The sequence below is a fragment of the Pseudoalteromonas sp. 120-MNA-CIBAN-0494 genome (assembly GCF_040308885.1).
In the GTDB taxonomy this organism is placed as follows: domain Bacteria; phylum Pseudomonadota; class Gammaproteobacteria; order Enterobacterales; family Alteromonadaceae; genus Pseudoalteromonas; species Pseudoalteromonas nigrifaciens.
Map to the genome: position 1 here is coordinate 77,354 of NZ_JBEOOE010000007.1, position 19,404 is coordinate 96,757.

Below are 19,404 nucleotides of genomic sequence, written 5' to 3' on the forward strand. Positions count from 1 at the left end.
TTATACCGCCGGCTAATGCTGAGGCATTAAATTAAGGATTTAGGAGAGAGTTATGCCAAACCAAAATAGATTAGGATTATTGGCTCAAGCCGGTTTAGAACCATACCAAGAAAAACCAGGTGAAGAGTATATGAATGAAGCACAACGTGTTCATTTTAAAACAATTTTAGAAACTTGGCGTAACGATTTACGCAACGAAGTTGATCGTACTAAATCGTATATGCAAGATGAAGCTGCTAACTTTCCTGATCCAGTTGACCGTGCTGCGCAAGAAGAAGAGTTCTCTTTAGAACTGCGTACTCGTGACCGCGAACGTAAACTGATCAAAAAAATTGAAAAAACAATCAACTTAATTAAAGAAGATGATTTTGGTTTTTGTGAGTCTTGTGGTATCGAAATTGGTATTCGCCGCTTAGAAGCGCGCCCGACTGCTGATTTATGCGTAGACTGTAAAACACTTGCAGAAATTAAAGAAAAGCAATCTGGACGTGGCTAATTAACTTATATTAATTAGTTATGTTTACTACAGCCGTTATTACGCCAACGCGTAAATACTGCGGTCGCTTTGCACCGTCTCCTTCTGGGCCATTACATTTTGGCTCATTAGTAGCGGCTGTAGGTAGCTATCTTGATGCTAAAGCTAACCAAGGAAAATGGTTAGTTCGCATCGAAGATATAGACACCACTCGCGTTGTAAAAGGCGCCGACACCGACATTCTAAATACCTTACAAGCCTATTCTCTGCACTGGGATGAAAACGTCGTTTATCAAACACAACGTTTAGATTTATACCAAGATGTTGTTAACTCTTTACACAATAAAAACCTTATTTATGCCTGTAGTTGCTCGCGCAAACAAATTAAAGCTATTGGCGGAATTTACCAAGGTCATTGTAAAAACCTGCACCAAGATATAACCCACAGTGCCCTGCGCCTTAGCCAAAGCTTTGCCACCAACCAATTTAACGATTTAATTCAAGGCGACATAAACGTTAATAACGCCTTTGCTGCTGAAGATTACATAATAAAGCGCAGCGATGGTTTATTTGCCTACCAGCTTGTGGTGGTAATTGACGATATAGACCAAGGGATCACGCGCATTGTTAGAGGGGCTGACCTAATTGAGCCTACCGTTCGCCAGATCAGTTTGTTTAAACAACTTAATAGCCCAGTCCCCCAATTTGCTCATTTACCCTTAGCGGTTGCAAAGCCAGGCTTTAAGCTCTCAAAGCAAAATTATGCGCCAGCAATTTGTAAGCAAAACCCTAAACCGGTACTTATCGATGTGTTCGCGTTTTTAGGCCTAGCGGTACATAACCAGCTTATGGACTTAAATATTGAGCAACTACTTGCATGGGGGGTAAATAACTTTAGCTTAAATCAAGTGCCAAACCTTGCTGAAATTCAAATTTAGCAGCCCACAACTCCCCGCGCGCAATAATTTAGACCTTTAAGTAAATAAAAATCGCTAAAAATGGCTTAATTTCAGTGCAGCAACTTAATTTTTAAACCTTGCTGGTATATGATAGCCGCCTAAATATATGCTATTTACATTAATCAGCCAGTAATAGGTTATAACACCTACATTTGCTGTAATTTTGATTGCAATGGCAAGTCAATCAACACCTTCTAGGAGACAGACTATTATTTCCAAGCTTTTTCAATTTTGTCGACAAATAATCGGCCCTAATGCCAGTGCCGAAAACACGGCAATAAGCAGCGAACCGCTAGTGATCTCACGAGGTGAACATGGTATTTCTCGTAAACAATTTAGCCCAAATGCAATCAAAGTTTTATACCGTTTAAAAGACGGTGGTTTTGACGCCTACCTAGTTGGTGGTTGTATTCGCGATGTATTGTTAGGTCAACAGCCAAAAGATTTTGACGTGGTAACAAATGCCACGCCAGAACAAGTTAAAAAGTTATTTAGAAACTGTCGTTTAATTGGCCGCCGCTTTCGTTTAGCTCACATTGTATTTGGTCGTGAAATAATAGAAGTAGCTACCATGCGCGGGCACCACGAAGCGCCAGAGGACAAAAACCAAATAAGCCAATCGAGTGAGCAAGGACAATTGCTACGCGACAACGTATTTGGCAGTATTGAGGAAGACGCAGAACGCCGTGACTTTTCAATCAATGCACTTTATTACTCAATTAACGATTTTTGTATTTACGATTACGCCAATGGTTTAGCCGCAATAAAAGCTAAACAAATTGAGCTAATTGGCGATCCAGAAACGCGTTACCGTGAAGATCCGGTGCGCATGCTACGTGCGGTACGCTTTGCCACTAAGCTAGATATGAAAATTGCACCAAACAGCGAAAAGCCGATGACTGCTTTAGCAAGTTTGCTAGATAACATACCACCAGCGCGTTTGTTTGAAGAAATACTCAAACTGTTTTTAAACGGCAAAGCACAAGCTAACTACTTAATGCTGCGCAAATACGGCCTATTTAACTCACTGTTTCCAGAGCTAAACCGTATTTTAGATAATAATCCTGGCGGGCTTGAAGCCACTTTTATTGAAAACATGTTTAAAAATACAGACGATCGTATTAACGCAGATAAAAAAGTAACCCCTGCGTATGTATTTGCTGCGCTACTTTGGTTTCCGCTATTAGAGCGCACCAAAACAGTACAAAATGAAGAGCAGCTCTCTGAATACGATGCATTTTCGCAAGCAATTAATAGTGTACTTAGCGATAACGCCCAGCACATAGCTGTTCCTAAACGCTTTACTTTAGGCGCACGCGACATTTGGCATATACAGCATCGTTTAGATAAACGTGCCGGCCAACGTGCATACAGATTAACGCAGCAACCTCGCTTTAAAGCCGCATACGACTTTTTATTAATGCGTGTAGAGGCAGGCGAAACACAACATAGCGAGCTTGCTCAGTGGTGGACACAATATTTGAGCCTAGATATTAATGGCCAAAAAGAAATGGTAAGAACCTTGGGTCAGCCTGCGGGGCCAAAACCACGCAGACGCGCTCGCCGCCGCACACCTAAAAAGCCAACAGAGTAACTTCTATGCACTGTGTTTATTTAGGTTTGGGTGCCAATTTAAACTCACCAAAAAAGCAGCTTGATAACGCTATTGCCGCGCTTAAAAAGCTGCCAGATTGTGAATTTATAAGTGTTTCGCATTACTATGCGAGTAAGCCCATGGGCCCACAAGACCAACCTGACTATATTAACGCCGTTGCCTGCATAAACACTACGCTTAGCCCTGAAAAGCTGCTTGATTTAACCCAAGCAATTGAGCTTGAGCATGGCCGTGTTAGAAAAGCCGAGCGTTGGGGGCCACGTACTTTAGATATAGATATGTTATTGTTTGACGCACAAACAATTAATACCGAGCGCCTTATAGTGCCTCATTATGGTTTAACTGAACGTGAGTTTGTTGTGTATCCACTGCTAGAACTTGCGCCAAAACTTATTTTACCCAGCGGCATTGCACTACACACTATTGCAAATACATTACCGCTTAACAATTTACAACAATTACCACAGTAATTAACTAAGGCTTATGCCGGTGAGAAAATTATGTCTAAAATAACAGTTTCAACTTTAAATAAAATGAAAGCAGAAAAAAATAAAATTACTGCTTTAACAGCTTATGATGCCAGTTTTGCTAAGTTATTTCATGATAACGGCGTTGAAGTTATTTTAGTTGGCGACTCTTTGGGTATGGTATTACAAGGCGGCGACGATACACTTGGCGTAACTAATCAAGATATTGCCTATCACACTCGTTGCGTACGTGCGGGTAGCCGTGAGCTGTTTGTAATTGCTGATATGCCGTTTATGACTTATTCGAGCCCCAATGACACCTGTAAAAATGCCGCTGAGCTAATGCGTGCTGGTGCAAACATGGTTAAGTTAGAAGGGGGTGAATGGCTTTTTGAGAGCATTGAAGCCCTAACTCAACAAGGTATTCCTGTGTGTGGTCATTTAGGCCTAACGCCGCAGTCGGTACATGTGTTTGGTGGTTTTAAAGTACAAGGGCGTGCAGAAGAGCAAGCACTAAAAATAATTGCCGATGCTAAAGCCCTTGAAGCGGCTGGCGCACAATTATTAGTACTGGAATGTATTCCAAGCGCACTGGCAAAACGCGTTACCGACGCATTAACTATTCCTACTATTGGCATTGGCGCGGGTAATACTACCGATGGTCAAATATTAGTAATGCACGACTTAGTAGGTATTTCTGCTGGGTTTATTCCTAAATTTTCGAAAAACTTTTTACTCGAAACAGGCAATATGCCTGAAGCCGTTAAAAAGTATTGTACCGATGTAAAAAGCGGTGCCTTTCCAAGTGCCGAACACGAGTTTAAATAATGCAGTCAATTACTGAAATTAAATCATTACGTAGCCAAATTAAAGCATGGCGCCAAGCCGGATTAAGCATTGCCCTAGTACCCACTATGGGCAACTTGCACTTAGGCCACTTTTCGTTAGTCGAAAAAGCAAAAATGATGGCCGATAAAGTCGTAGTAAGCATTTTTGTTAACCCTATGCAATTTGGCGCTAATGAAGACTTAGACAATTACCCTCGTACCCTTGATGAGGACAAGCGTGGCTTAGCCGACCTTGAAACTGATATTGTATTTACGCCAAGTGTAGAGACTATTTATCCTAATGGTTTAGCTGCACAAAGCTTTGTAGATGTACCTGATATTTCATTAGGTTATTGTGGTGGTTCACGCCCAGGGCACTTTAGAGGTGTGGCAACAGTTGTTACTAAACTCTTTAATTTAGTGCAGCCAGATTACGCTTGTTTTGGCGAAAAAGACTTTCAGCAGCTACAAGTAATTAAAACTATGGCTCGCGACTTATCGATTCCGGTTGAAGTTATTGGTGTATCAACTATGCGTGAAGTCTCTGGGCTTGCTATGAGTTCGCGTAATGGTTACTTATCGAATGAGCAAAAAGACAGTGCCACCGCACTTTTTAAAGTGCTTAATAACTGCGCTGAGCAACTTAAAAGTGGTAATACTGACTTTGCTACGCTGGAAGAAACAGCCAAACAAAGTTTACAGCAAGCTGGATTAAAACCAGACTATTTTTCGATAGCTCAACGAGATACGTTAAAAGCTGCTACACTCGATGATAACAAATTTGTTATTTTAGCCGCGGCCTATTTAGGCAGTGTTAGATTAATCGATAACCTTCAGGTTGAAGTTTAATATAACCGCGACTTTCATTTAAGGATAAGCATGCATACTTTAATAAAAATGAGCGCAGTAGCCCTTACATTTATGCTATTAGCAGGTTGTCAGAATAACGCTGGAAATCCAGAGTTAAATCAATGTGCACAACAAAACTATCAATGCGAAAGTAGTTGTGAGCAACAATCAACTGGCGAAGGTTTAAAGCAGCAAGTATGCTCAGCTAAGTGTGTTGAGAGCTATAATCAGTGTAAAGCACAAGCCGAAAACTTAGGTAACATATAAGTATTAGGCTTGTACCTGAACAGTAAATATAAAAAACCGCTCAATGAGCGGTTTTTTATTGCGTATAATTTAGTGACTTAATTTAAGCCTAACTTTTTAAGCTCAACTTCAGCCAATTTGGCTGAAAGCGGTACATAACCGTCTTTTTCTACAATTTTCTGCCCATCTTTCGACAATACCATTTTTAAAAATTCAGCTTCAATTGGTGCTAATGGTTTATTCGGGTGCTTGTTCACGTAAAGGTATAAAAAGCGCGACAGCGGATACTTACCTTGTGCTACATTTTCAAGCGTTGCATCAACAAAGTGGCTGCCTTTTTTGGCCAGTGGAACTGTGCGTACACCAGAGGTTTTATAGCCAATTCCTGAGTAGCCAATCGCGTTCAATGAAGATGAAATAGACTGCACTACAGATGCTGAACCCGGTTGCTCATTTACGTTATTACGAAAGTCGCCTTTACACAGTGCTTTCTTTTTAAAGTAACCATAAGTGCCTGATACCGAGTTACGCCCATACAATTGAATATCTTTGGCAGCCCATTCTCCAGTTAAACCTACGTCACTCCAGCGGTTAACTTGCTGCGTTGCACCGCACTTACGAGTAGATGAAAAAATAGCATCTATTTCATCAATACGTAGCCCTTCTATAGGGTTGTCTTTGTGTACAAATACCGCAAGTGCATCGATGGCAACCCGTACTTCTGTGGGTTTATAACCATGGCGTTTTTCGAATGCTTCAACTTCTTTTGATTTCATTTTACGGCTCATTGGCCCTAAATTTGCTGTGCCTTCGGTTAATGCCGGTGGCGCAGTTGATGAGCCAGCTGCTTGTATTTGAATATTTATATTTGGATAAATACGTTTATATTCTTCAGCCCAAAATGTCATCATGTTCGCTAATGTGTCTGAACCTACCGATGAAAAATTCCCTGAAACACCACTAATTTTTTGATACTCAGGTAGTGCGTTATCCAAAGCGACTGCTTGTGCAGATACAAACGTTGTAACAGCCACACCCATTGCGGCAACTAAGTTTTTAAATTTCATGTGGGGTTCTCCAATTTGTTCGTCCCATTTTTTAACTGTGTTCACTGTAAATTGTGTAGATGACAGTGATATTACCCTTAAATGACACTTTTATGACTTGCCACTTGTTTGTACTGTGCTGCTCATAGGTACTATTTTATTACTTGAAAAATCAAAAGAAAAACACGAACCTTGACCCAAAACACTACTAATATTTAACTGGCTATTGTGGCGAGTTAATACGTGTTTGGTAATTGCGAGCCCAAGGCCTGAACCACCTGTAGTGCGACTGCGCGCTTTATCTACCCGGTAAAAGCGCTCCGTTAAACGATTTATATGCTCAGGCGCAATACCATCACCATTATCGGTTACGCTAAAGCAAGCTCGATCGTTTTGACGCTGCCAACATATTGTTATTTTTCCGCCTGGTTTAGTGTAATGAATGGCGTTAAAAACTAAATTAGAGAATGCACTGCGCAGTTCATCTGCTGATCCGCTAATATCTAAGGAAGTATCAATATTAAAAATAAGCTGATGCTTTTTTTGCTGATTAATTGAGTTAGCTTCTGTTTGAATATAGTTAAGTAGTAAGGGTACATTAACCGCTTTATCGTTATTTTGCTTACGCGCACCTTCTATACGTGATAGTGATAGCAGCTGAGTAACTAAACTGTCCATGCGTTTGCATTGCTCAAGCATAGTATTTTGGGCTTTATTCCACATTGCGGGCGGTGGCATCATGTCGCTATCCATCATCTCAAGATAGCCTGTAACCACCGTGAGCGGGGTTCGCAGTTCATGCGACACATTGGCAACAAAGTCTTTGCGCATTTGTTCTAGTTGCTTTAAGCGGGTTACATCGCGTACTACTACCATTAACTGTGTGCTGGCATAGGGCATAACTCTAAACTCAAGTATTTGCTCTATGTTATGACCACTTTCAAGCTCCAGTGGCTCGGTAAATTGGCCGCGGTGCATATACTTAGCAAATTTAGGTTCACGAATTAAGTTATCCAGACGCTGCCCTTGATCTGTAGGCCACTGCAAGCCTAATACTTTTAATGCCAGTTGATTACACCAATAAATGGTTAAATCATTTTGCAGCACTATCACCGCATCAGGAATGGCTTCAGCACCATCACGAAAGCGATGAATTAATGCCGATAGTTCATTACGCTTTTTACGATTACGATGCTGCAGCTGATAAATACCTTCGAATACCTGCTCCCATGCGCCCTCTCCTTCGGGCGGGTTAAAGCTTTGTTGATTAAGCAACCAATCACTTAAACGATAAAGTTGGTAGTAGTGCCAAATAAGTAGCGAAAATGAGCCTAAAAATAACAACAAAAATGGGGCACCTACTAACAGCCCTATTAGCAGTAAAGGTATAAAATAGATAAACAGCCGTTTAACTAAGGTGCGTTTATTAATAACTCTATACATACACTGTTACCTTAAAGTCGCTATCCATTGGTACTTAGTTAAGCTGCAAGTACATTATAATTTACTTGAAAAGCGATAACCTGCTCCGCGTACCGTTTGCACTAAGCGGTCATGCCCTAAGGGTGAAATAGCTTTACGTAAGCGGCGAATATGTACATCAACCGTACGGTCTTCAACGTATACGTTAGTACCCCAAACTTGATCAAGTAATTGCTCACGGCTATATACGCGCTCGGTGTGGGTCATAAAAAAGTGTAGTAATCTAAATTCGGTAGGCCCCATATCAAGCTCACTGCCACCTGAGGTAACGCGGTGCGAAATAGGATCAAGGCGCAGGCCATGTACGTCAATTGCTTCTTCTAATGAGGTGGGCGACACACGACGTATAACCGCTTTAATGCGGGCCATGAGTTCTTTGGGCGAAAATGGCTTAGTAACATAGTCATCGGCACCTACTTCTAGGCCGCGTACTTTGTCTTCTTCTTCGCCACGAGCGGTGAGCATAATAATGGGAATAGCGCGCGTGTATTCATTTTGTTTAAACTTTTTAGCAATTTGAATTCCACTACCCCCAGGTAACATCCAATCGAGTAATACCATATCTGGGTATGGCTCTACCATTGCCGCAATAGCAGAGTCGTAATCTTCTGCTTCAATTGCCTGAAATCCATTTTGTTCTAAAACAAAAACCAACATTTCTCTGATCGGTGCTTCATCATCAACGACTAATACTTTACGTGACATTCCATTTATCTCTTAGCTATCGAATTTGTTTTCATTATTATGACTAAGTATGACACTTTTATGAAAACCTAGCGCGTAAGTTAATATAACAGTAAAAAAACACAAAATAGTGACAAAATAAATATTTACACGCAATTATAGCGATAAAGCAAAGCGTATAGCAGGATCATTATTTTACTAACATTGTGTGTTAAAGCAGCCAACTTTGCTCAGTTAAATAGCATACGCTAACCTAGTAATACAATTATGATCTGCATTGTGATGATCTTAAATTAAAAGATCAGAGTTTTATTAAGCAGATCCGTTTTGGGATCACTATTATACCCAGTGAAATAGCTAAGCTGATGATTGTTTGTACTATTCTTTTATTTAATAATGAATTTAAGCGCCAACTAGGGCTAAAATACCGGTTTACTTAGTAAAGTAATGATCTCAAACTGATCACGTTAGTAATTCAGTGATCCTAATTACCTGCTGTTAGTAAGATATTGATCCCTAAACGGCATAAAAAAAGCCAGTGACAATGCAACTGGCTTTAGTAAAAAGTCTAAAATGATCAATTATTTAATGCGTGGGTCTAACTCGCCGCTTAAATACTTAAGATGCATTTCATCTAATGAAATTGGTTTAATTTTGCTAGCTTGGCCTGCTGTACCAAACGACTCATAACGCGAAATACAAATATCGGTCATGGCTTGAGTTGCTGCCGCTAAAAATTTACGCGGATCGAAGTTTGCCGGATTAAGCGCCAAATGGCGACGCACCGCACCGGTAGATGCTAAACGTAAGTCTGTATCAATATTAACTTTACGTACGCCAAACTTAATCCCTTCAATAATTTGCTCTACTGGCACACCGTAAGTTTCTGGAATTTCGCCACCGTACTGATTAATTATTTCTAACCATTCTTGTGGAACCGATGATGAGCCATGCATTACTAAGTGAGTATTTGGAATACGTGCATGAATTGCTTTAATACGATCAATCGCTAAAATATCATCCGTTGGTGGACGAGTAAATTTATACGCACCGTGCGATGTACCACAAGCAATTGCCAGCGCATCAACATGGGTTTTATTTACAAAGTCAGCCGCTTCTTCTGGATTAGTTAGCATTTGCTCAGTGGTTAATTTACCCTCTGCGCCAATACCATCTTCTTCGCCTGCTTCACCTGTTTCAAGCGAACCTAAAACACCCAGTTCGCCTTCAACAGAAACACCACACGCATGTGCCATTTCTACAGTTTTACGGGTTACTTCTACGTTATATTCGTAGCTTGAAGGTGTTTTACCATCGCTCAATAATGAGCCGTCCATCATTACTGATGAAAACCCAAGTTGAATTGAACGCTGACATACACCCGGTGATGTACCGTGATCTTGATGCATAACCACTGGAATATGTGGCCACTCTTCAACCGCTGCTAAAATCATATGACGAATAAATGGGGCACCAGCATAAGCACGTGCGCCTGCAGAACCTTGCACAATTACAGGGCTATTGGTTTTGTCAGCCGCTTCCATTATTGCGCGCATTTGCTCTTGGTTGTTAACGTTAAAAGCAGGTACGCCATAACCATGCTCAGCGGCATGATCCAGAAGTTGTCGCATACTGATTAAAGCCATTGGGTTTTCTCCAATTTTTTGATAGCAGTTCTCTGCCATCTAGTTTGAACGGATGTGTTAGTTTGGCGCAATCACTGCGCCACGAATTAGTACTGATAAACAGTAACTAACGCGTAAAAATCAATTATTAAATTAGGGTGAGAGGTATTTAATAATTAATTATTGCGGATGAAGTAACCTCCATCCGCTTACGCCTAAATAAAATAAATTACTTAGCGCGCGATTCTAGCATTTCAACTGCTGGTAGCTTTTTGCCTTCTAAAAACTCTAAAAACGCACCACCACCAGTAGAAATATACGATATTTTATCGCTAATGCCGTACTTATCAATTGCCGCTAAGGTGTCGCCACCGCCTGCAATCGAAAACGCATTTGAATTAGCAATAGCTTGGGCAATAGCACGAGTACCGTTACCAAATTGGTCAAACTCAAACACGCCAACAGGGCCATTCCATACTACAGTACCTGCATTAGCAATTATTTTTGCCAGCTTGTTTGCTGTATCTGGGCCAATATCAAAAATCATATCGTCGCTGGTAACTTCACTTACATCTTTAAGTGTTGCTACTGCTGAGTCTGAAAACTCATTACCTACAACAACATCAGTCGGTACTGGAATTTCACCATTGTTAGCAACAGCCGCTGCGCATAAGCGATTCGCTTCATCCATTAAATCAGCTTCGTAAAGCGATTTACCAACAGGATAACCCGCCGCCGCAATAAAGGTATTAGCAATACCGCCACCGGTTACTAGCTGATCAACAATTTTTGATAGTGAATCAAGCACTGTTAATTTAGTAGACACTTTTGAACCACCCACAATCGCCACTAATGGGCGAGCTGGGTTATCAAGTGCTTTGCCAAGAGCTTCAAGCTCTGCCGATAATAATGGCCCTGCACACGCAACATCTGCAAATAATCCTACACCATGGGTAGAGGCTTGTGCGCGATGCGCCGTACCAAATGCATCCATTACGTAAACATCACATAATGCTGCAAGTTGTTTAGATAGCGCCTCGTCGTTATTTTTTTCGCCTTTGTTAAAGCGTACGTTCTCAAATACCACCACTTCGTTATCAGCAAGTTCAACACCGTTTAGGTAGTCTTTTTCTAAACGTACTGTTTGCTCTAGGGCATCGTTTAAGTAATTAACGACAGGAGCAAGAGAAAACTCTTCGTCATATTCCCCTTCCGTAGGGCGGCCAAGGTGTGACATAACCATTACTTTTGCGCCTTTTTCAAGGGCTAACTTAATTGTTGGTAGCGCCGCACGAATACGCGCATCTGACGTCACTTTACCTGCTTTAACGGGTACATTTAAATCTTCACGAATTAATACACGCTTGCCGTTTAAATCTAAATCTGCCATTTTTATGACCGACATGAACATCTCCTTAGTTAACGATACTAAACCCAATAAAAGGCGGTTATTTTATATTAGTTATTTTTTCTAACGCGACCATTGCACGCGCAGTGTCGAGCATTCGATTAGCAAAACCCCACTCGTTATCGCACCAAACTAGTAACTTTATCAGTCGTTTATGACTAACTCGTGTTTGGGTACCATCTATAATACAAGAATGTGGATCATGATTAAAATCAATCGATACTAGTGGCTCTGCGGTGTAACTTAAAATGCCTTCAAGGCGATCTTTAGCTTGTGCTTTAAGCGCGTTATTTACTGCATTTAAATCTACATCGGTATTAACCGTTACACTTAAATCCATAGCCGTTACGTTAATAGTAGGCACGCGTACAGCAATGGCTTCAAAGCGGCCTTTAAATTTAGGTAAAATACGGTCTATACCGCGGGCTAGTTTTGTATCAACTGGAATAATAGATTGGCTGGCTGCGCGTGTACGGCGTAAATCGTGGTGGTAGGCATCAATTACCGGCTGATCGTTCATCGAGGCATGTATTGTGGTAATAGCACCCGATTCAATACCAAATGCATCATCTAACACTTTAATAACCGGCACTACACAGTTAGTAGTACACGAACCATTAGAGACGATAGTGTGCTCTGGTTTTAGCTCATCGTCGTTAATACCATAAACAATAGTGGCATCAACATCGTTATCAGCTGGATGCGAAAACAACACTTTTTTAGCGCCTGCGGTTAAATGTAGCTGTGCATGTTCGCGCGAGTGATAAACCCCAGTACATTCAAGTACTACGTCTACACCTAAGGTTTTCCAAGGTAATTCCGCCGGATTTGGCTCACAGAAAAGAGCAATAGCATCGCCTGCTACGCTAATGGTGTCCTCACCAAGCTTTACAGGAAAAGAGAAACGACCATGAGAGGTGTCGTATTTTAATAAGTGAGCAATAGCTTCAGGGTCAGCAAGTTCGTTAATCGCAACAATTTTTATCTCGTTGCTCAAACCTGATTCGTATAACGCGCGGACAATATTTCGACCAATACGACCAAAACCATTAATTGCAAGTTTGATTGCCATGAAATATAAAATCCACTCTTTTGCGTGCAGATAAAGGCAATATGCCTTTTAGATGGCGGTATTGTAATCGACCTTGAGCTTTATTATAAGAGGGAGCGATTAGAAACTTTAAATAAATGATAAGTTAAAAATTAAATATTAACTTATAAGCTGCTAGAGGCTCGGCTATATAAGGTAATAACCTTAGCTATAGCCGAAGCAGTTAAATTTTATGTAGTGTTACTCTAATTAATAGCTACACCCTAGCAGCTAAAACTTAATTATTACCATAGCCATTTATTAAAGTTATTTATCACCTAAATACTCTGCCATTATTTGTTCAATTTTTTGATCTTCTGCAAGCCTTAATAAAACTAAGTTAACGTCGTTAACTAGTTTACTGTCGGCTCTAAATGCGAAGCCGTAACCTTGCTTATAATACTCCGCACTTGGAATATGAATATTCTCTGCTTTATGTTTATTTTTATAAAACAACAATTGTGGACGGTCAAAAACAACGCCATCAACACTTTTATCTTTTAGTCTTTCCATGGCTTGGCTTAGGTTATTTACCAATACTTTTTGGCCTTGATGTTCTTCAATAAAGCCTATAGCTGGCGAGCCTGCTGATGCTGCAATTTTTTTACCTGGAAATTGTTCAACTTGTGTAATAGTAGAACTGCTAAAGCTTGATACGGTAAGAGTACTGGCAATACCTGCAATCATTGATGTAGCAAAAATTAATGAAATAATCATCCAACAACCAGCTACAACTCGGCCTTTTAAGCTCACCGGTGCCATGTCGCCATAACCTGTTGTACTCATAGTCACTATGGCTAGCCACATACCGTTAGCTATCCCTCTTTTTGGATCTGCAGGAAACTGCTCTGGAGAATGTTTGCGCTCAGCAAGCCAAAAGAGCAGCCCAACAATGGCTAGTAAAGATAAAAATATGGCAACAGCAATTAGTAATTGCATGCTAAAAAAGGGTTTTATTTTACCCCAAATACTGGCATTTTCATCGCGCGAGGCAATAGTAAGACTCGATTGGTAATAAGGCTGAGAAAACAGAAACTTTTCCACTCGCTCCGAGGTAATACTAATCGGCCCAGCAAGTAAATCAACTTCGCCTTGCTGCAAAGCGGTAAGTGCCTCATCAACCGTAGTAAAATATTTATATTGGTATTCCCAATTTTTTTTATCGGCTATATTTTCCCAAATTGTAAGTGAAATCCCCTCTAGTGAATTATTTTGGGGATTGTGTATAACAAAGGGAGCATCCCCCGCTACACCAACGGTCAAACCTGTCTCTGGCAAAGCACTTTGAGCATGCACCGATAAGGTTAAAATTGCCATAAGGCTTAAAGCGCCTACACGTAATGAATTTAATATTTTTGTTAGCATAAAAACTCAATTGTTTGGGGTGATGTGAATAGCTTATAAGCTCACAAACATACTAATAGAATATGTATAAGGTTACGAAAGTGTAAAATAGTTTCAAGCTAAGGTCAAAAATAGCTTGATTTAGCGCTTAATTTTCAGATGGTAGCCTTAGCTTTCAGATAAAAATAAAAGCCAAGTACGGTGTTTAAAATGCATAAACACTATTTATTAAAGAGGTTAAGAGTGCATAAAGTAGTGATTTAAATCGTAGCAAATAAAGCTAGCAACTAAGCAAGCTCCCTCACTTTTAATCCTCTGCCGCTACTTATTTGATGGCACTGCGCCAAAAATAACTCTGCTGTGGCTTGTGCGTCGGTAAGTGCGTGATGACAATGATAACTAGGCAGTTCGTAGCGATTACGACATTCGTTTAACGTTAAATCATCTTGCTTTATTTCGACGCCTTGATGTTGCAGGCGCTTTTTTTCTATTTGTAAGGTGCAGAGTATTAGTTTTGGCCGCGTAGTAATATTGGCATTTTTAAGCGCTGGTTTTAAAAAACCCCAGTCGAGCATGGCATTATGAAACACTAAAATACAGTCATTAAAGTGCTCACTAAGGTGCTCTAAAATACTATGTAAACTTTGCCCTGCAGCTACATTATCATTATTAATGCCGTGATAAACTGGGCTTTGTGCCAAGTTTTTAACCTCTTTATTAATTAAATGCTGCGACTGACTCATTTTTATACATTGATTTTCTATAACCACCCAAGCTAGCGACACTATTTCGTGCTGCTTAGCGTCAAGCCCTGTTAGCTCTAAGTCAATCACTAGGTAGCGCTGCTTTAAAGCAGCATGTGCCAGTAGCTGTCGCCTTTTAAAATAACGGGTAATTAAGCGCTTAACCATAATGTTTATTACTCGCTTTGTGCGCCGCTTTTTTATAAGCAGCCATGCTATAAGCTACCACGGGCAAATTTAAACACAGCGGCTTGCTGCGCTTGTTTTACCAGATAAAATGCTTCTTTTAGTTGGTGGCGCTCTAAAGAGTTTAATTGGTCGGGGTTAATACAATTACTGGGCAGCCCTTCTTGATTTATTTGCGTGCTTAATCGCAGCTGGGTTAAAAAACGCCAGCAATCTTTTAGGTTATAAATATCTTCTTTGCTGAGTAAAGTGTGTTTTAACAATGCGTCTAAACGCTCTTGGGTATTGGCACGGCGAATCCCCGCTCTTAATGCATATAAACGCACTATGTCGTTAATTATTACTACGCCACGTTTTTTTAAGTCGATATATTTATAGTTTTTTTCTGTTTTTTCGGTTTTAAAATTATTAAACAAGCCTATAGGCACGCTGTTTGAGTCAATGTCGTTGGCCATGGCGGCGTAAAATAATTCGTTGCGTGACATGTGCGTAAGTTGCTCATAAAACTTACTATAAAGTGTGTGTGAGCCTTCGATAAAGCGTAAATCAAAAAATATTTTACAGTTGAGCATGGCTTGAGGGGTTGGGCTGCTTATCCATTTAAAAAAGCGCTCGCGCCAGTCACTAATACTCATTCGGCACAACTCGCTACTGGCCATTATATTGCCAGGGCAACGTCTAATGCCGCACTCTACTAAGTTTTCGCAAACATATTCCCCCATGCCTTTAAAGTAGGCTAACTCATCGTCATTTAAACCATCGGGTAATAATAAGCCATTATCTTGATCTGAATGTAGAGTTTGTTCTTCACGGGCTTGGGAGCCAAAACAAATAAAACTAAAACTACTTGGTGCTACTCCATGTTCTTGTTGATACAAATAAATTAGCCGCGAGGTGAGTGCATCGGTTAGGCCACTGAGTAATTTGCCAATTAGCGATATGTCGTCAATATTGTACGAAAAGCCGCGTAGCAACTCTGGGATCTCTTTGGCGTAGCGTTTTAAATCGACAATAGCGCGCGCTTTATAAATACGACCTATAAGTTGTACCGGGTCGCTTTTTTGCTGGCGTAATAAATCGGTACTGGTGATCATTCCCAAAGGTTTGTGGTTTTCGTCAAGTACTGGAATATGATGAATATTATGTTTAAGCATTAGGTGCAGCGCTGAAAAAACCCGGTTATTTTCAAAAATAAACTTGGGTTTTGCTGTCATTATGCTGCTTACGCTTTGCTGTGGATCAACTTCATCTGCCAGTACCCGATTACGTAAGTCGCGGTCGGTTACTACCCCAACTAAGTGCGCATCTTGGGTGATCATAATAGATGACACACCATACTCTTGCATTTGTTTTGCCGCGTGGCGAATACTCGAATCTGGCGTTAAAGTAATGGCTTTTCGGGTCATTAATTCCGATATTTTTCTCTCCGACCAGCTTTCAGTTTTACTTTTATAATGTGATGAGAGTAAGCGGTTTGCATGAGCGCGAACAAAATATTGCTCAAACGGTTTATATTCACGGCGCAAATAATCAAACGGCTCCTGAGGCAGCATATACACTATGCCCTCTTTTTGTACTTCCAACCTGTTTTGCATCGCCTCACCGGTTAATAACGATGGAAAACCAAAATAATCACCTTGTGCTAAACGCGTAACTATATCGCCTTTACTATCCACTAAATCGTATAAGCCTGAGCGAATTAAAAATAACTTAGGATGCTCACTTTGCAGCCATTGTGCTTGGTTTTCACGGTTGAGGTAAGCAATATCAAGGTGCTTTACAAAATAACTGCAAGCACTCGCCTCAAGCATGCTAAACGGGGCCTGCATAGTTACAAATTGGGTTATATCTTGCTGCTCTGCACTCATAGTTACGCTCGTTAAGTGATTTATATAAGGTTTAATGTAATCATTTATTAAACAAATAAAAAGCCCGACTTAAGTCGGGCTTTTGGTACTTTTATTGCCTGTTAAGCAAATAGATTTAGTGATCGTGAGCTTCACTAGATCCTTTAGGATTACGAATACCTTCAACCAACTGCTGAATTTCCAGTGGTGTCGGTTTAGTAAATTTAAGTACTATTGCAGCAACTGCAAAGTTAATTATCATACCTACTAAGCCAATACCTTCAGGCGAAATACCTAAAAACCAATGCTCGGCACTATTAAGCTCTGGGCTAACAAACTTAAAGTAAATAATATAACCGGCGGTAAAACTAATACCCGTTACCATGCCAGCAATTGCGCCTTCTCTGTTCATTGCTTTAGAGAATATACCCATAATAATAGCTGGGAAGAAACTCGCTGCCGCTAAGCCGAAGGCAAATGCGACCACCGATGCCACAAACCCTGGCGGGTTAATCCCAAAGTAGGCGGATATAACAATAGCGACCATGGCAGCTAACCTCGCTGCGAGTAACTCTTGCTTATCGCTAATATTGGGCTTAAGGGTTCGCTTGAGTAAATCGTGCGATACGGAGGTAGAAATAACTAACAGTAAACCTGCGGTTGTTGATAATGCTGCTGCAATACCACCGGCAGCAACTAGGGCAATAACCCATGCTGGTAAGTTAGCAATTTCAGGATTAGCAAGTACCATAATATCGCGGTCAACATCTACTTCATTAGCACTGTTTGGATCGTCAATGCTGCCTGAAGTGTAAAACATTTTGCCATCACCATTTTTATCATTAAAGGTAATTAAGCCGGTACGTTCCCAGTTTTTGATCCACGTTGGTGCTTGTGCATACTCTGTACCGCTACCATCTTTACCGTTAATAGTATCAACCATGTTTACGCGAGCAAATGCAGCAACTGCTGGTGCTGTAGTATAAACAATAGCAATAAACACTAAGGTCCATGCCGCTGATATACGCGTATCTTTAACGCGAGGTACAGTGAAAAAGCGAACAATTACATGTGGTAAACCTGCAGTACCCACCATTAATGCACCGGTAATAGCAAATACATCAATCATACTCTTAGAGCCTTCGGTATACTGAGAAAAGCCCAATTGCGAACTTATGCCATCTAGCTTATCAAGCACATAAGCACCTTCTCCGCCAATCAGTGTGGCACCAAAACCAGTTTGTGGCAGGAAGTGACCTGTCATCATCATAGAGATAAAAATGGCCGGTACTAAGTAAGCAAATACCAGCACACAATACTGTGCAACCTGCGTATAAGTAATACCTTTCATACCACCTAAAACAGCATAAAAGAATACAATAACCATACCTATGTATACACCGGTTTCAATTTCTACTTCTAAAAAGCGAGAAAAAACCACGCCTACACCACGCATTTGCCCTGCAATGTAGGTAAAACAAATGAATATGGCACAAAAAATAGCAACTAAACGTGCGGTACGTGAGTAGTAACGGTCGCCAATAAAGTCTGGCACAGTAAACTTGCCGAATTTACGTAAGTAAGGCGCTAAACACATGGCAAGTAATACATAACCACCTGTCCACCCCATTAAGTAAACGCCGCCGTCGTAACCCGCAAACGAAATAATACCCGCCATTGAAATAAACGACGCCGCGCTCATCCAATCGGCAGCGGTTGCCATACCATTAGCTAAAGGAGGTACGCCGCCGCCCGCTACATAAAACTCTTTAGTTGAACCCGCTCGGGCCCAAATTGCAATGCCGATATAAAGCGCGAAGCTTAAACCAACAATTAAAAACGTGAGTGTTTGAACATCCATTGCTTAGCTCCTATTCGTCTACGCCATATTTTTTATCTAACGTATTCATTTTGACTACGTACACAAAAATCAAAGCCACAAAGGTATAAATTGAACCTTGCTGGGAGAACCAGAAGCCAAGTTTAAACCCAAAAAAACGTACTTCATTAAGTACATCAACCAGTAATATGCCAAAACCAAATGACACGACAAACCACACTGCTAATAATTTAAATAACAGTGAAATATTTTCCGCCCAATAAGCTTTTGCTTGTTCTTCATCTTTAAAAGCCATTTTTATTTTCCCCTTTAAGCATCACTAAAAAGTAATGAGTGGTTTATTTTTCATCTACCAATTTAGCAACGCAATGCAAATATTGAATTGCGACCATAGTCGTAACAGCCTGTTAACCTTTTGGCGAAAAACCAGTGTTTAGCTGATATTAAAATTAAAAAGCATTATTTTTCAGCTATTTAAAACTTTATTCAGATCCCACCAGTTAACATTTTGATAAAATTTAGATTGCATGCGACATTAGTCTTATACTGTATTGCTATAATTTAATGTTTATAAATAGCAATTAAAAACAACAGCTTAAACTTATAAATAAATATCGCACCCACACTTAATTCAAGCTCTGGTATTGTGTATAGTCCATGCTAGTTGAGTG

The 19,404-nt window shown here is 40.4% G+C and carries 18 protein-coding genes; 7 read left to right on the forward strand and 11 right to left on the reverse strand.

Going from position 1 to position 19,404, the window contains the following annotated elements; all coding sequences use genetic code 11:
- The first annotated feature begins 52 nt into the window (after positions 1-52).
- The 7 genes from dksA to AAEY55_RS07115 all read left to right on the forward strand — a co-directional run bounded on the left by dksA (position 53) and on the right by AAEY55_RS07115 (position 5,459).
- Complete coding sequence (gene dksA, locus AAEY55_RS07085; protein ID WP_011327305.1) at positions 53-496, forward strand: RNA polymerase-binding protein DksA; 444 nt, start codon at positions 53-55, stop codon at positions 494-496.
- Positions 497-516: 20 nt separating this feature from the next.
- Entirely contained in the window at positions 517-1,413 is an 897-nt protein-coding gene (gene gluQRS, locus AAEY55_RS07090) for a tRNA glutamyl-Q(34) synthetase GluQRS (RefSeq protein ID WP_089367799.1), read from the forward strand.
- A 193-nt stretch (positions 1,414-1,606) separates the two neighbouring features.
- Positions 1,607-3,028, forward strand: coding sequence for a polynucleotide adenylyltransferase PcnB (pcnB, locus tag AAEY55_RS07095; protein ID WP_080516806.1), 1,422 nt, complete (start codon positions 1,607-1,609; stop codon positions 3,026-3,028).
- Positions 3,029-3,033: 5 nt separating this feature from the next.
- Complete coding sequence (folK, locus tag AAEY55_RS07100) at positions 3,034-3,519, forward strand: 2-amino-4-hydroxy-6-hydroxymethyldihydropteridine diphosphokinase (RefSeq protein WP_011327302.1); 486 nt, start codon at positions 3,034-3,036, stop codon at positions 3,517-3,519.
- A gap of 30 nt (positions 3,520-3,549) precedes the next feature.
- Complete coding sequence (gene panB, locus AAEY55_RS07105) at positions 3,550-4,344, forward strand: 3-methyl-2-oxobutanoate hydroxymethyltransferase (protein WP_011327301.1); 795 nt, start codon at positions 3,550-3,552, stop codon at positions 4,342-4,344.
- On the forward strand, positions 4,344-5,192 hold the full coding sequence (gene panC / locus AAEY55_RS07110; protein WP_011327300.1) for a pantoate--beta-alanine ligase: 849 nt from the start codon (positions 4,344-4,346) through the stop codon (positions 5,190-5,192). Before panB ends, panC begins: the two co-directional genes overlap by 1 nt.
- Positions 5,193-5,222: 30 nt before the next feature.
- Entirely contained in the window at positions 5,223-5,459 is a 237-nt protein-coding gene (locus AAEY55_RS07115) for a hypothetical protein (RefSeq protein ID WP_011327299.1), read from the forward strand.
- A 77-nt stretch (positions 5,460-5,536) separates the two neighbouring features.
- Here the strand turns inward: AAEY55_RS07115 and AAEY55_RS07120 are convergent, their stop codons facing one another.
- The 11 genes from AAEY55_RS07120 to AAEY55_RS07170 all read right to left on the reverse strand — a co-directional run bounded on the left by AAEY55_RS07120 (position 5,537) and on the right by AAEY55_RS07170 (position 19,028).
- On the reverse strand, positions 5,537-6,505 hold the full coding sequence (locus tag AAEY55_RS07120; protein WP_011327298.1) for a PstS family phosphate ABC transporter substrate-binding protein: 969 nt from the start codon (positions 6,503-6,505) through the stop codon (positions 5,537-5,539).
- 90 nt (positions 6,506-6,595) lie between these two features.
- Complete coding sequence (gene phoR / locus AAEY55_RS07125; protein ID WP_089367798.1) at positions 6,596-7,927, reverse strand: phosphate regulon sensor histidine kinase PhoR; 1,332 nt, start codon at positions 7,925-7,927, stop codon at positions 6,596-6,598.
- 54 nt (positions 7,928-7,981) lie between these two features.
- Complete coding sequence (phoB, locus tag AAEY55_RS07130) at positions 7,982-8,671, reverse strand: phosphate regulon transcriptional regulator PhoB (protein ID WP_011327296.1); 690 nt, start codon at positions 8,669-8,671, stop codon at positions 7,982-7,984.
- Positions 8,672-9,231: 560 nt separating this feature from the next.
- The gene (gene fba, locus AAEY55_RS07135) at positions 9,232-10,296 is read right to left on the reverse strand and encodes a class II fructose-bisphosphate aldolase (RefSeq protein ID WP_011327295.1); all 1,065 of its coding nucleotides are present in this window, start codon (positions 10,294-10,296) and stop codon (positions 9,232-9,234) included.
- A 208-nt stretch (positions 10,297-10,504) separates the two neighbouring features.
- A complete protein-coding gene (locus AAEY55_RS07140; RefSeq protein ID WP_011327294.1) occupies positions 10,505-11,680 on the reverse strand; it encodes a phosphoglycerate kinase in 1,176 nt (391 codons plus the stop codon).
- A gap of 43 nt (positions 11,681-11,723) precedes the next feature.
- A complete protein-coding gene (gene epd / locus AAEY55_RS07145; protein ID WP_089367797.1) occupies positions 11,724-12,755 on the reverse strand; it encodes an erythrose-4-phosphate dehydrogenase in 1,032 nt (343 codons plus the stop codon).
- A 285-nt stretch (positions 12,756-13,040) separates the two neighbouring features.
- Positions 13,041-14,138, reverse strand: a complete 1,098-nt coding sequence (locus AAEY55_RS07150) for a transporter substrate-binding domain-containing protein (RefSeq protein ID WP_115121833.1) — start codon at positions 14,136-14,138, stop codon at positions 13,041-13,043.
- Between the two features lie 266 nt (positions 14,139-14,404).
- The gene (locus AAEY55_RS07155) at positions 14,405-15,028 is read right to left on the reverse strand and encodes a 3'-5' exonuclease (protein WP_089367796.1); all 624 of its coding nucleotides are present in this window, start codon (positions 15,026-15,028) and stop codon (positions 14,405-14,407) included.
- 47 nt (positions 15,029-15,075) lie between these two features.
- A complete protein-coding gene (locus AAEY55_RS07160; RefSeq protein ID WP_089367795.1) occupies positions 15,076-16,914 on the reverse strand; it encodes a putative nucleotidyltransferase substrate binding domain-containing protein in 1,839 nt (612 codons plus the stop codon).
- A 115-nt stretch (positions 16,915-17,029) separates the two neighbouring features.
- The gene (locus AAEY55_RS07165; RefSeq protein ID WP_089367794.1) at positions 17,030-18,754 is read right to left on the reverse strand and encodes a sodium:solute symporter family protein; all 1,725 of its coding nucleotides are present in this window, start codon (positions 18,752-18,754) and stop codon (positions 17,030-17,032) included.
- Positions 18,755-18,764: 10 nt separating this feature from the next.
- Positions 18,765-19,028, reverse strand: coding sequence for a DUF4212 domain-containing protein (locus tag AAEY55_RS07170; protein ID WP_011327286.1), 264 nt, complete (start codon positions 19,026-19,028; stop codon positions 18,765-18,767).
- Between the last annotated feature and the right edge of the window lie 376 nt (positions 19,029-19,404).

Excerpts from the sequence above, each read along its gene's own strand:
- dksA (WP_011327305.1), top strand. The coding sequence starts at position 53 with ATGCCAAACCAAAATAGATTAGGATTATTGGCTCAAGCCGGTTTAGAA.
- gluQRS (WP_089367799.1), top strand. The coding sequence starts at position 517 with ATGTTTACTACAGCCGTTATTACGCCAACGCGTAAATACTGCGGTCGC.
- pcnB (WP_080516806.1), top strand. The coding sequence starts at position 1,607 with ATGGCAAGTCAATCAACACCTTCTAGGAGACAGACTATTATTTCCAAG.
- folK (WP_011327302.1), top strand. The coding sequence starts at position 3,034 with ATGCACTGTGTTTATTTAGGTTTGGGTGCCAATTTAAACTCACCAAAA.
- panB (WP_011327301.1), top strand. The coding sequence starts at position 3,550 with ATGTCTAAAATAACAGTTTCAACTTTAAATAAAATGAAAGCAGAAAAA.
- panC (WP_011327300.1), top strand. The coding sequence starts at position 4,344 with ATGCAGTCAATTACTGAAATTAAATCATTACGTAGCCAAATTAAAGCA.
- AAEY55_RS07115 (WP_011327299.1), top strand. The coding sequence starts at position 5,223 with ATGCATACTTTAATAAAAATGAGCGCAGTAGCCCTTACATTTATGCTA.
- AAEY55_RS07120 (WP_011327298.1), bottom strand. The coding sequence starts at position 6,505 with ATGAAATTTAAAAACTTAGTTGCCGCAATGGGTGTGGCTGTTACAACG.
- phoR (WP_089367798.1), bottom strand. The coding sequence starts at position 7,927 with ATGTATAGAGTTATTAATAAACGCACCTTAGTTAAACGGCTGTTTATC.
- phoB (WP_011327296.1), bottom strand. The coding sequence starts at position 8,671 with ATGTCACGTAAAGTATTAGTCGTTGATGATGAAGCACCGATCAGAGAA.
- fba (WP_011327295.1), bottom strand. The coding sequence starts at position 10,296 with ATGGCTTTAATCAGTATGCGACAACTTCTGGATCATGCCGCTGAGCAT.
- AAEY55_RS07140 (WP_011327294.1), bottom strand. The coding sequence starts at position 11,680 with ATGTCGGTCATAAAAATGGCAGATTTAGATTTAAACGGCAAGCGTGTA.
- epd (WP_089367797.1), bottom strand. The coding sequence starts at position 12,755 with ATGGCAATCAAACTTGCAATTAATGGTTTTGGTCGTATTGGTCGAAAT.
- AAEY55_RS07150 (WP_115121833.1), bottom strand. The coding sequence starts at position 14,138 with ATGCTAACAAAAATATTAAATTCATTACGTGTAGGCGCTTTAAGCCTT.
- AAEY55_RS07155 (WP_089367796.1), bottom strand. The coding sequence starts at position 15,028 with ATGGTTAAGCGCTTAATTACCCGTTATTTTAAAAGGCGACAGCTACTG.
- AAEY55_RS07160 (WP_089367795.1), bottom strand. The coding sequence starts at position 16,914 with ATGAGTGCAGAGCAGCAAGATATAACCCAATTTGTAACTATGCAGGCC.
- AAEY55_RS07165 (WP_089367794.1), bottom strand. The coding sequence starts at position 18,754 with ATGGATGTTCAAACACTCACGTTTTTAATTGTTGGTTTAAGCTTCGCG.
- AAEY55_RS07170 (WP_011327286.1), bottom strand. The coding sequence starts at position 19,028 with ATGGCTTTTAAAGATGAAGAACAAGCAAAAGCTTATTGGGCGGAAAAT.